Here is an 11,304-nt window from a genome sequence, read left to right on the forward strand (position 1 = left end):
CCCCCCCCCCCGCCGCGAGCGCGAGCCTCTTCCCCGCTCCGGTCCCGCCGGCCCTCAGAAACGCCTTCCAGAGAAGCGCGCCCACCGCGACCAGCACGATCAGCAGCAGCGCGGCGATCACGGCCTTGGCGACGTGGTAACGGAACCAGTACGCGACGAGCCCGTCCAGGTCCGGCGGGAAGGCCCGCTCGCCGGAGCTCCAGTACGCGACGAACGCCGCACGGAGGGCTTCGGCGAGCTCGCTCTCCCGGCCGAAACCGTCTCCGGGCCCGCTCGCCGCAAGCGCGCCCGGCACGAAGACGAAGGCTGCCGTCAGGGCCGACGCGGCGGTGCCGAGCACCGCGAGTGCCCGGCCGTGGAGGATCGCCGATCGCGACGGAGCCGCGCGGCCCGTCCGGTGTGATGCTGCTGTCATGCCGCCCAGCGTCGCGCATCGGCGGCGCCCGGTCACCGGGGCGGACCCGAGTCCCGGGGGTGTGGACAGCCCCACCCCCGGGCGCTCCGGAGGGAGACCGCCGTCAGCCGACCCGGTCGGACGCCTCGACCCGGTGGACCTCCAGGCCGGGCGCGGCGAGCAGATCGGCGACCAGTTCCTCGGAGCCGCAGACGTACGTGCTGACCAGGTCGACGTCGCCGCCCACGCACCAGGCGCGGTCCTGCGGCCACCACAGGTCGGGCAGTTCGGCGAACACGTCCAGGAGTTCGGGGGACACGGCATCGGCCAGCGCTCCGGACAGCAGGATCTCGTCCCGGCCCGGAGTCGGGAACGTGGGGATCCCGTCCCAGTCCCAGCGGCCGTACCCGTCCCACAGTCCGTACCAGCAGTGTTCCGGCGTGCCGGTGTGGCGCGCGAGGACGGGGATCACGGCACGCGCCACGCGGTGGGGCGCGGGGCCTTCGGCAGGGTGCTCGTCCCACACTCCGGGCAGGCCCTGCTCCTCGCTGTTCCGGTGGAACGGCTCCGCGCCGATCACCTCGTGCCAGTTCGTCAGCGGCTCGACCTTCCGTCCGTACGCGGCGGCCACGGTGTCCCAGCGGACCGGGCGCTCGTCGAGCTCCGCGGGGTGCAGCACCCGGGCGTACGCCGGGAAACCGGGCGCGGCGACGCCGGCGACCGTGCCGAAATCGCCGTACCCGGGGTGGCGCTCGGTGAGCCAGCGGGCCGGTGCGAGGTCCTCGTTCTCGACGCGCAGGCGTCCGTACAGCGCGGGGCCGGGTTCACTGCCCGAGCGCGTCCATCCGTCCATGCGCACAGTCTGCCCTCCGGGTCTCCCCGCCGGCCCTCCCGGGTCTCCCCGCCGGTCCCCTTGGGCCACCACGGTCGTCGGCCCGGTCGCGAGCGTCGCGTCGCCGGGCGGGGACGGACTGCGGGGTTACGGTCGGCGGCATGGTTGGTGATCGTCAAGGGTGGCTCCGGTGTCTGCTCGCCGGGGCCGTGTTCGTCGTGGGGATGACCGGCACCACGCTGCCGACGCCGCTCTACCCCCTCTATCAGGAGAAGTTCGGCTTCTCCGAGCTGACGGTGACCGTCGTCTACGCCGTGTACGCCTTCGGCGTCATCGGAGTGCTGCTGCTGGCGGGCGACGCCTCGGACACCGTCGGCAGACGCCCGACGCTGCTCTGGGGGCTCGGCTTCGCGGCGGCGAGCGCCGTCTGCTTCCTGTCCGCCGACGGGCTGGGCTGGCTGTACGCGGGCCGGCTGCTGTCGGGCCTGTCGGCAGGCCTGTTCACCGGGGCCGCGACCGCGTACGTCATGGACCTCGCCCCGCCCGGCGGCCAGTCCCGGGCGACGCTCGTGGCGACGGCCGCGAACATGGGCGGACTGGGCTGCGGGCCCCTGCTCGCCGGGCTGCTCGCGGAGTACGCGCCGGAGCCGCTGCTGCTCCCGTTCGCCGTGCACCTCGCCCTGGTCGTCGTGTCGGCGGTCGTTCTCCTGCGGCTGCCGGAGACCGTACGGGATCCCCGGCCGCTGTCCGGCGTACGGCCGCAGCGGCCGGCCCTGCCCGCGCAGGTGCGCCCGGTGTTCGTGCCGGCGGCCATCGCCTCCTTCGCGGGGTTCGCCCTGTTCGGGGTGTTCACCTCGGTCAGCCCCGCCTTCCTCGGCCGTTTCCTGCACGTGGACGACCACGCGGTGATCGGACTGGTCGTCGCGCTGGCCTTCTTCGCCTCCACCGCCGGGCAACTCGCCGTCGGCCGCTTCGGAGTGTCCCGGTCCCTGCCGCTGGGCTGCGCCGTGCTCTTCGCCGGACTGGCCTTCCTGGCGGGGGCGCTCTCCGCGGAACTGCTGGTGCTCGTGGTCCTCGCGGCCGTCGTCGGCGGGGTCGGCCAGGGGCTCTCCTTCCGCGCGGCGCTGTCCGCCGTCGCCACGGCCGCCCCGGTGGACCGGCGTGCGGCGGTGATCTCGACCCTGTTCCTGGTCGCCTACACGGGAATCTCGATCCCGGTCATCGGAGTCGGCCTCCTGGCCGGACCCCTCGGTCTGGAGGAGGCGGGCCTGGTGTTCACCGGCTGCATGCTGGTGCTGGTCACGTCGGCCGCGACGTACCTGTTGCGACGGCCGGTGCCCACGGGGGAACGATGAGGTCGCGACCACCGCGGTCGTCCTCACATGGGGAGTGAGAGCAGCCGGATCTCTCCCGGGGGCCAGGTCACGCCGTCGTGCAGGGGTGTCCACATGGTCCGCAGGGGCATGACCACGACTCCCCCGGGTTGCTCGACGTGCACGTCCCGTTCGAGGGCCCGCCAGCCGAGTCGCCCGTAGAGCGGGACGAGCGGGGGGCGGCAGAAGAGGAGCCCGTACCGGGGCCCCAGCGTCCGCGCGTGGTCCACGGCCGCCGACACGACCGCCCGGGCCAGCCCGTGGCCCCGCAGGTCGGGGGCGACGGCCACACCGCCGAGGCCCATCGCCTGCGTGTCGACGCCGCCGATCGACAGGGGAATCCGCAGCAGACCGGCGTGGGCCACGAGACGGCCGTCCCGTCTGACGCCGAAGTGGTCCTCCTTGGGCAGCCAGGTCAGTCCGGCGTCCGCCACGCCGAAGGGATCGGGGCCGTCGCCGAGTATCTCGATCTGCTCGGCCTTCGTGTACTCCGCGAGCCGCACCACGGCCGGGGGCGCGGAGAAGTGGCGATCCGTCATCCCGCCATGATCCCTCGCCGTCGCGCCCCGGTCCGGTGAGGGCCGGACGGCGTGCGGCGACTCTTCCGGCGGCGGAACCGCACGGCGTCGAGCCACGTCCCTTCCCCCGTCCACAAGATCATGAACCTGCCGGGAGAGACCGAGCATGACGGAAAAGGCCGCCCGTTACCTGTACCTGGCGCGGCACGCCGAAGCGTCCGCGGACGAGAGCGCGCTGACGGACGACGGCCGCCGCCAGGCCGTCCTGCTCGGGGAGCGGCTCCGCAAGACCCCGCTCACCGTGGTCCACCACGGCCCGCTGGCCCGGGCGGAGCAGACGGCCCAGCTGATCGGCGACCGGCTCGACGGGGTCCCCCTGCGGATGTCCCCGCACGCCGGCGACTACATCCCGTACATCCCGCGGCGCGAAGAGCTTCCGGCGGAGTCGGCCGACGCCATGCTCGGGTTCCTGGCCGGTTTCCCGGTGGAGGAGCGCGCACAGGGGCCCGGGCTGGCTGCGGAGGCCGTCGCGCGGTTCACCGGACCCGTCGACGGCGGCCGGCCGCGCCACGAACTCGTCGTCACGCACAACTTCCTCATCGCCTGGCTCGTGCGGGAGGCCCTCGACGCCCCGAAGGGCCGCTGGATGGGCATCAACCAGGCCAACGCCGCACTGACCGTCATCCGCTACGCACCCGGCCGGGCCCCGGCCGTCCTCTGCTTCAACGACACGGGACACCTCCCCGAGGAGCTGCGCTGGACCGGCTTCCCTCCCGAACTCCGCATCTGACGCGGTGACGGGTCCGCCGGATGGGTAGGGGCAGCCCCGGAGGCATGGCCCGAGGCCGTTCGGTCCGAAGCCGTTCGGTCCGGATCGTGGTCGCCGGGGGCACTTGATCAGGGCCTCCGCAGTCACCATGATCGTCAAGACGAGACGCAAACCCCGGAAAGGTTCTGAGCCCATCATGCGAGTCAAAGCCTTCGACCACCTGGTACTCAACGTGACCGACGTCGAAAAGGCCCTCGAGTTCTACTCCGGCGCCCTGGGCCTCGCGCCCGAGCGCGTCGAGGAGTGGCGGGCGGGCAAGGTGTCGTTCCCGTCCGTGCGCATAGACGAGAGCACCGTCATCGACCTCTTCTCCCGTCCGCGCGGCGAATCCAACGTCGACCACATCTGTCTGGTCGTCGACCCCCTGGACTGGCAGGAGGTCATCGACTCCGGCACGTTCGACGTCCTGGAGGGGCCGGTCCCGCGCTGGGGCGCGCGCGGCTCCGCCCAGTCGGTCTACGTGAAGGACCCCGACGGCAACACGGTCGAGCTGCGCTGGTACCCGCAGGACGTCGAGGACTGAGCCGGACCCACCGGCCCGACACGTCCCGGCCCGGCGAACCGGCTCCGCGGCCGGGCGGCTGGGGCGCGTCCGGTGGGTCACAGCGCGGGGATCCGGGGACAGACGGCTCCCCCGCCCGCTAACGTACCGGCGAGTAGCAGGTGGGGGCAGTCCCACGGGGTGCGAGGGGAGCGGGCCATGGACCGGCAGTGGAGCCTGGAGGAGAGCACGGTCGTCGACGCGCCGCCGGCGGTCGTCTACCGGTTGGTGTCGGACCTGCGGAACATGGGGCGGTGGAGCCCGGAGTGCCGGTCCGTCTGGGTGCTGCGCCCGCCGGCGCGCGACGGCTCCCGGTTCGTCGGGTTCAACCGGCGCGGGCCGTTCCTCTGGCCGACCCTGGGGCGGGTGAGCCGGATGCGCCAGGACAGCGAATTCGTCTTCGACATCAGCGTCTTCGGGCTCCCGATCGCCCGCTGGGGCTACCGGTTCGAACCGGAGGGCCCGGGGACGCGGGTCACCGAGTTCTGGCAGGACCTGCGGACCGACGGGTACCGGGGCCGGGCCGCCGACCTGCTCGGAACGGTCTTCGCCGGGACGGACCCGGCCCGTCGGGTGGCCCTCAACCGGGCCGGGATGCGCATCACGCTCGAGCGCATCGCGAGGACCGCGACGGCCGGGACCTGAGGCGGTCAGGCGCCCCGGCGGGCCGTACGCGGCGCCGGGGTCCTGTACAGCACGCACCGGCGCAGCGGCCCCTCGGGGACGCTCGGGTCATCGAAGTCGTCCGCCGGGTTCCGGGTCATGCCGATCCTGCGCATCACCGCCTGGGAGCGAAGGTTGTTCACGGTGGTCGACGCCAGCACCTCCGGCAGCCCGAGGACCTCGAAGCCGAAGGCCAGGCAGGCCCGGGCGGCCTCGGTGGCGTAGCCGTGGCCCCATGCCGACCGCGTCAGACGCCAGCCGACGTCCACGCCCGCGAACGGCATGTCCTCGCCCACCACGTCCAGGCCGGCGCGGCCGATGAACGCACCGGTCGCCCGCTCTTCGAGCGCCCACCACCCGAAGCCCCGCTCCTCGAACCCGGCCCGCATGAGGGCCGCGGCGGCATCGCTCTGCTCCCGCGTCAGCAGGTCCCCGAGGTGCTCACGGACTTCGGGATCGGCGTTCATGGCCGCCCAGGGTTCGAGGTCGGACTCCCGCCACCGGCGGAGCAGCAGTCGATCGGTTCGCAGCTCTGACACGCCGCCGAGCCAACCCCATCGGGGCCCGGGTGTCGATCGATTATGCGGCGGCCGGTCACACCCCCGTGGCGGCCGGCCGCCGCGCGCGCCCTACCCGCGTGCGTGGCCGGCCACGGGGTCGCGCCGGCCCGCGGGGGTCACGGGGTGTCGCCGCACGTCGGGTCGTCGATCGCGCTCACGGTGTACGGCGGTCTGCCCGGCGGCTCGTCGAGCTGGCTGTTGACCACGTAGAGGCGGCAGCCGTGCTTCGCCAGCGTGGTGGGCAGGTCGAAGGGTCCGTCCGTGAGGCGGTGGGTCACCGTGCCCGTCCGCAGCTCCTCGTCGAGCCGGGCGATGTAGACGCCGTGCGGGGCACCGTAGTTGAGCACGGCGTACAGCGTCCGGCCGCGCAGCACCATGCCGTCGGCGCCGAACGACTGGTCGCCGAGGTCGAGGCGGCCGACCTCCCTGGTGGCGGTGTCGACCCGCCAGACGGCCTCGGTGCCGTTCGAGGCCACCAGGAGGGTCGTACCGGATTCGTCGGCCACGATCCCGTTCAGCAGCCAGTACCGGGCGGGGAACTGCGGGAACGCGGAGCGGATGTCGAGCCAGGGTTCCAGGGGGCCGAGGGTGGAGCCCCTGATCTCCGCCCGGTGGATGACGGGGTTGGCCCAGTCGGTCACGTACACCGCGTCCTTCGTCACGGCCAGGTCGTTGAGGCGGGGCGCGCCGAGCGGCCCGTCCTCGGCCGTGCGGCGGGCGAGCAGCCGTCCGTGGCGGTCGTGCACGGCGAGGGTCGCGCCCCCGACGGACAGGACGCGGCCGCGCCGGTCGGTGTGCACGCCCAGGGTGCTGGGGCGGTCCTCCAGGCCGCGCGCGGGGAACGGCGTCAGGTCCGGCTCGCCGACGCGGCCCCGGTAGAGGGTGCCGCGGCCGTCCGAGGAGACGTACAGGGTGCCGTCCGGGGTGACGGTGATCCCTTCGGGCAGCACGCCGGGCTCGTGGGAGACGACGTAGGTGTCGGGCAGGTCCCGTGCCGCGGCGGGGCCGGGTGCACCGGCGAGGGCCGTGAGCAGGACCGTGGCGGTCAGACAGGCGGTTCGGGCGGGGATGCGGCGCATCGGCGCGACCTCCGGCGGAATGTCGGCGAGTGGTGAGGGGGACAACGGGAGCGTGCCGCGGCCCCGCGCGGAACGCACTGCCTTTCATCCCTGGGTGAAAGGGTCCGCCGGGCGGATAATCGGTCGGCATGATCCGACTTCACTTCACCGCCGCCGATCTGTGCCGGATCACTCTCGCCCCGGAGGCCAACGCGCTGTCGGAAGCCGTCCTGAGCGTGCGCCTGGGGCTGTCGCCGGGCCGTGCGCGCGGGGGGCACGGCCCGGGTGCCGGGCGGCCGCACCGTCCCCGGCCCGCCGCCCGGCAGTGGCACCACTCCCTGCGGGGAGGCGCGGGCGTCCGGGCCGGTGTCCTCGCCGAGCTGGTCGCCGAGGACGGCTTCGTGCCGGACTTCCTGCTGCAGCCGGCGGCGCACGACTTCGCCGGCGGTCTGGAAGCCGCGGCGTCGACGCCCTCGGAGCGGCTGGCGCTGGACCTCGGGATCCCGGAGGTCTCCGGCTGGAACGGTGGTCTGGCGCGGCCCGACCGGTGGGTCCGGGAGCTGGCCGAGGGGTCCCCGGCGGCGGTCCGCCTGCTGGTCGACGACACCCGTCGCCACTTCGAGACGTCCGTGGAGCCGCTCTGGCCGCGGATCCGCCGCGACGCCCTCACCGATCGCGCGCTGCGCTCGGAGATGCTGCTCCGCGGCGGTGTCGACGCCCTGTTGACCACGCTCGGCACGACCTGGCGCTGGCAGGCGCCGACCCTGCACCTGCCCTCGGCCGCGACGTACGACGTCCCGCTGTGCGGGCGCGGACTGCTGCTCGTTCCCTCGTGGTTCGCGACGGGCCCCCTGGTGATGTACCGCCCCGAGGCGGCGACGGTCCTCGTCTATCCCATGTACGACGGCGCCGACGGGGTACCCGGCGGCGAGGACCGGCCGGAGGCCCTCGCGGCGCTGCTCGGCCGCACCCGGGCCCAGGTCCTCGCCCTCCTGCGCTCCCCCGCCACCACGACGGCCCTCGCCGAGCGCGCGTCCGTCTCGCTCGCCGCGGCCAGCCAGCACGCGGGGGTCCTGCGGGGTGCGGGCCTGGTCGACACCGTCCGCACCGGGACGGCGGTGCTGCACAGCCTCACGCCCCTGGGCCACTCGCTGCTGGCCGGGACCCGGCCGTGACTACGCCCCCCGCGTGCGGGCCCCCTCCTGCCGCCTGCCGGAGAGGACCCGGCCCAGGTCCAGCACGCTCAGGCCGAACATGAGGACGCCCAGGGGGACATGGAGGGACGGCTCGTGCGCGATGCCCAGCACCACCTGGACCGAGGCGAGGACCAGGAAGCCGGTCGAGTACAGGACGGGTCGGGGCGAGCCGCCGCCCGGCTTCCAGGCGAGGACCGCCGCCAGCACGTAGAGCATCGTGGCTCCGTACATCACGCGCGCTCCGACGCCGTGCAGCACCTCGCCCTGAGGCGACGTCAGGAGCAGTCCGGCAGTGGCGGCCTGGAAGAAGATGGTCAGGGTCTGGAGGGCGATCGAGACCTGCAGGAACGTGCGGCTGCTGTCCCGTACTGCCGTGGTCTGCGCGGTGGTGGCCATGACTCGGTCCTCTTCTTCTGCCTCGCGGCGGTGGCTCGGTAGTGTCTCGAACAGTCCGACGACGCAGGCCTGTGAAATGTGAGGCGCCGGGGGCGTCGAAGGAACGAGATCCACGTCACACCCGGAAGAACCGAGGAAACAGGGAGCAGCCGCGATCATGAGCACCTTCGACGAGCCGGTGCGCGAGAGGACCGAACCGGACCTCGGCGTGGTCGTGGGCGAGCGGCGCCGGCTGACCGACCTCGGCTACCGGCTGCTCGGTTCGCTGGCCGAGGCCGAGGACGCCGTGCAGGAGACGTACGCCCGCTGGTACGCGATGTCGCCGCGGCAGCGGAAGGCCGTCGAGTCGCCGGGGGCCTGGCTGACGACGGTCGCCGGCCGCGTCTGCCTGGACATGCTCGGCTCGGCGCGGGTCCGCCGCGAGCGCTATGTCGGGGCGTGGATACCGGAGCCGCTGCCCGACCGCACGGAGTGGGCCGGTGCGCGGGCGGACGACGGCCGGTCCGGGCCGGCCGACCCCGCCGACCGGGTCACCCTGGACGAGTCGGTGAACATGGCGTTCCTCGTCGTGCTGGAGTCGATGACGCCGGCCGAGCGCGTGGCGTTCGTCCTGCACGACGTCTTCGCGTACCCCTTCGCCGAGATCGCCGAGATCGTCGGCCGGTCGCCCGCCGCCTGCAGGCAGTTGGCGTCCTCGGCCCGTCGCCGGGTCCGCGCCGAGGGGAGGCCGGCCGGGCCGCCGTCCGGACAGGCCGCGCTGGTGCGGGACTTCAAGGAGGCGTGGGAGGCCAAGGACATCAAGACCCTCGTCGGGCTCCTCGCGCCCGACGCCACGATGACGGCCGACGGCGGCGGTCTGGTCGGCGCCGCGCTGCGCCCCGTCGAGGGCAGCGCGCTCATCGCCCAGTACATCGTCCACTTCGCCGACAAGGCCCCGGGCCTCGAGCTCCTCGAACGCACGGTCAACGGCGTGCCGGGCCTGGTCGCCCAGAGCTCGGGCGTCACCGTGACCGTGGCGGCGTTCGACCTCGCCGACGGCCGCATCAGCCGCATCTGGGCGGTCCGGAACCCGGAGAAGCTCCGGGCGTGGACGGAACACGGACCGGGCTGACCCGTTCCCCGGTCCCGGCTGTCGTACGCCTGCCGTGCGGCGGTGCGTCGGGGTGGACGGTACGGGTGACGAGGCCGTCGCGTTCCAGGTCGCGCGGGCTGCCGGGATCCTCTGCCCTTCCTGGAGGCAGACGTCGATGGAGGCGGCCGGCAGGACCCCGCGGCCCGGTGAGGGGCGCACGACGCGATCGCGCGTGCCCGCTCGCTCCCCTCACTCGGAAGGAGAGAGCCGCTCGCGGACCCATGCGGGATCGGGGTTGACGAACGGCCGGCCCGCGACGACGACCGTCGGCACGGTCTCGTCGCCGCCGTTGGCCGCCCTCACCACCGCCGCGCCTTCCGGGTCGCGCCAGATGTCGACCCAGTACAACCGGCCCGCACGACGGCCCAGTCGGATGCGCAGGCGCAGACAGTACCTGCAGCCGGGCCGCCAGTAGACGATCGGGCGGCCGTCGGCCGCACTGCGACGCTGTGCCTCCGACGCTCCTGTCGTCCTCGGGAACACCAGAGGCGAATGAGCGGTGGCGAGCAGCACGAACACCAGCAGAAGCACCGCGGCCTTCACGGGTTTCCCCTCGGATGCCGCCCCCGCCGCGACGAGCGAACCACAGAGCAGGAACAACCCCGGCAACATCCAGACACGCGTCATGAGACGCAGGTTACCGACCGGCTCAGGGCGTGGCGACGAGCCGGCCCAGCCGGGGAACGGCGGCGGCCGGCGCGGCGCGGGTCCTCTCGTGCTCGGCGACGGGATCGAAGCTCGTGACGGCGCCCATACCACTCCCCCATGCCGCGGACGGGTCCGCAGATCACCGCCGAGCAGCTCCCTCGCGACAGGGCCGCGCACGATCCGGGAGACCGGTCGGCCCCCTGCGGTTGCCGAGGGCGGCGTTCGCGGAGACGGTGCCGAGCGGACCCGCGGCGAGCGCGCCGGCGGCGACGGCACCGGTCAGGAAACGGGTGCGCGGGGTCGTCTTCTTCACGATCATCAGCTCCTCGGGCATCAACCCCCTCGGGGGCTCGGGAAGCTCTGCGTTCCCGCTCCGACCTCCACCCTGGTGCCGGTCACGTCCCTCACCGGTCGGCCTGCGGGCTCCGGCCGACGCACCCGGCGGACGACGCGGGGGCAACCGATCGGTCGATTCGGAACAGACCCATCCGGATAGCCTGGGCTCGGGACAACGGTCGGCGGCAAGGAGCGGACGGTGCGGATGGACAGGCGGTCGCCGATCGACACGGAGGCGGCCGACCCGGACGCCGGCTGGCTCGCGACCGTGATGCACGTGGCGTTCTTCGTCCTGCTCTGCTCGTCGCTGACCCGGTATCTGATCGTCCACCCCGGCAGCCGTACGACCCCCTGGGTGATCGTCCTCGCCATCGTGCTGGCCCTGCTGTACGTACTCGGTCCGGTCCTCGGCCCGCAGCAGGCCGACGGACGCCGGGCTCCTGCCGGCACGGCCTCCCGGCTCTGGCTGACGGCCGTCATCGGGGTGTGGTTCGCCCTCGTGGTCCTCGCGCCCAGCTTCGGCTGGTGCGTCGTGCCGCTGCTGTACACCGGCCTGCGCTCCCTGAGCACCCGGTCCGCGATCATCCTGGTCGCGCTGATCACCCTGTGCGTCGTGGCCTCTCAGCTGAAACTTCGGCTCCGTTTCGGCTTCGACCCGAACCTGATGTTCGCCCCGTTCGCCGGGGCCGCCGTCGCCACCGCCGTCTTCATCTACTCCCAGCGGCAGGCCGACCGTCTGCGGGCCCTCATCGACGACCTCGTCCGCACCCGTCGGGAGCTTGCCGCGACCGAACGCCGCGAGGGCACCCTCGCGGAACGCCAGCGGCT

Annotated in this window: 13 protein-coding genes and 2 pseudogenes; 7 read left to right on the top strand and 8 right to left on the bottom strand. The window is 73.6% G+C overall.

The window, feature by feature from the left end; all coding sequences use genetic code 11:
* Together K7G60_RS36785 and K7G60_RS36790 are read right to left on the bottom strand one after the other, a co-directional pair.
* A pseudogene (locus K7G60_RS36785) lies at positions 1-415 on the bottom strand (hypothetical protein); the annotation flags it as partial.
* A 103-nt stretch (positions 416-518) separates the two neighbouring features.
* Positions 519-1,247 carry a hypothetical protein gene (locus K7G60_RS36790; RefSeq protein WP_225805315.1) on the bottom strand — a complete coding sequence of 243 codons (729 nt, stop codon included), beginning with the start codon at positions 1,245-1,247 and terminating at the stop codon, positions 519-521.
* Between the two features lie 140 nt (positions 1,248-1,387).
* On the opposite strand from K7G60_RS36790, the gene K7G60_RS36795 reads away from it, so the two are divergent.
* On the top strand, positions 1,388-2,581 hold the full coding sequence (locus K7G60_RS36795; RefSeq protein WP_225805316.1) for an MFS transporter: 1,194 nt from the start codon (positions 1,388-1,390) through the stop codon (positions 2,579-2,581).
* Positions 2,582-2,604: 23 nt separating this feature from the next.
* On the opposite strand, the gene K7G60_RS36800 is transcribed toward K7G60_RS36795, so the two are convergent.
* Complete coding sequence (locus K7G60_RS36800) at positions 2,605-3,138, bottom strand: GNAT family N-acetyltransferase (protein WP_225805317.1); 534 nt, start codon at positions 3,136-3,138, stop codon at positions 2,605-2,607.
* 145 nt (positions 3,139-3,283) lie between these two features.
* On the opposite strand from K7G60_RS36800, the gene K7G60_RS36805 reads away from it, so the two are divergent.
* The 3 genes from K7G60_RS36805 to K7G60_RS36815 all read left to right on the top strand — a co-directional run bounded on the left by K7G60_RS36805 (position 3,284) and on the right by K7G60_RS36815 (position 5,132).
* Positions 3,284-3,907 (top strand): histidine phosphatase family protein, encoded by a 624-nt coding sequence (locus K7G60_RS36805; protein ID WP_225805318.1) that lies wholly within the window; start codon positions 3,284-3,286, stop codon positions 3,905-3,907.
* Between the two features lie 175 nt (positions 3,908-4,082).
* Positions 4,083-4,469 carry a VOC family protein gene (locus K7G60_RS36810; RefSeq protein WP_225805319.1) on the top strand — a complete coding sequence of 129 codons (387 nt, stop codon included), beginning with the start codon at positions 4,083-4,085 and terminating at the stop codon, positions 4,467-4,469.
* A gap of 177 nt (positions 4,470-4,646) precedes the next feature.
* Positions 4,647-5,132, top strand: a complete 486-nt coding sequence (locus tag K7G60_RS36815) for an SRPBCC family protein (RefSeq protein ID WP_225805320.1) — start codon at positions 4,647-4,649, stop codon at positions 5,130-5,132.
* 5 nt (positions 5,133-5,137) lie between these two features.
* Here K7G60_RS36815 and K7G60_RS36820 read toward each other — a convergent pair whose 3' ends face one another.
* Together K7G60_RS36820 and K7G60_RS36825 are read right to left on the bottom strand one after the other, a co-directional pair.
* Positions 5,138-5,689, bottom strand: a complete 552-nt coding sequence (locus tag K7G60_RS36820; protein WP_225805321.1) for a GNAT family N-acetyltransferase — start codon at positions 5,687-5,689, stop codon at positions 5,138-5,140.
* Between the two features lie 137 nt (positions 5,690-5,826).
* Positions 5,827-6,789 (bottom strand): SMP-30/gluconolactonase/LRE family protein, encoded by a 963-nt coding sequence (locus K7G60_RS36825; protein WP_225805322.1) that lies wholly within the window; start codon positions 6,787-6,789, stop codon positions 5,827-5,829.
* Positions 6,790-6,917: 128 nt separating this feature from the next.
* Here K7G60_RS36825 and K7G60_RS36830 point away from each other — a divergent pair, with 128 nt between their 5' ends.
* On the top strand, positions 6,918-7,943 hold the full coding sequence (locus K7G60_RS36830; RefSeq protein WP_225805323.1) for a helix-turn-helix transcriptional regulator: 1,026 nt from the start codon (positions 6,918-6,920) through the stop codon (positions 7,941-7,943).
* On the opposite strand, the gene K7G60_RS36835 is transcribed toward K7G60_RS36830, so the two are convergent.
* The gene (locus K7G60_RS36835; RefSeq protein WP_225805324.1) at positions 7,944-8,360 is read right to left on the bottom strand and encodes a hypothetical protein; all 417 of its coding nucleotides are present in this window, start codon (positions 8,358-8,360) and stop codon (positions 7,944-7,946) included.
* 157 nt (positions 8,361-8,517) lie between these two features.
* Between K7G60_RS36835 and sigJ the strand changes: the two genes are divergently transcribed.
* Positions 8,518-9,471, top strand: coding sequence for an RNA polymerase sigma factor SigJ (gene sigJ / locus K7G60_RS36840; protein WP_225805325.1), 954 nt, complete (start codon positions 8,518-8,520; stop codon positions 9,469-9,471).
* A 210-nt stretch (positions 9,472-9,681) separates the two neighbouring features.
* On the opposite strand, the gene K7G60_RS36845 is transcribed toward sigJ, so the two are convergent.
* On the bottom strand, positions 9,682-10,119 hold the full coding sequence (locus tag K7G60_RS36845; protein ID WP_225805326.1) for a glutaredoxin domain-containing protein: 438 nt from the start codon (positions 10,117-10,119) through the stop codon (positions 9,682-9,684).
* A gap of 160 nt (positions 10,120-10,279) precedes the next feature.
* Entirely contained in the window at positions 10,280-10,474 is a 195-nt protein-coding gene (locus K7G60_RS36850; protein ID WP_225805327.1) for a hypothetical protein, read from the bottom strand.
* Positions 10,475-10,681: 207 nt separating this feature from the next.
* Here K7G60_RS36850 and K7G60_RS36855 point away from each other — a divergent pair.
* A pseudogene (locus K7G60_RS36855) lies at positions 10,682-11,304 on the top strand (sensor histidine kinase); the annotation flags it as partial.

The sequence above is a fragment of the Streptomyces sp. NK15101 genome (assembly GCF_020400725.1).
Lineage (GTDB): Bacteria > Actinomycetota > Actinomycetes > Streptomycetales > Streptomycetaceae > Streptomyces.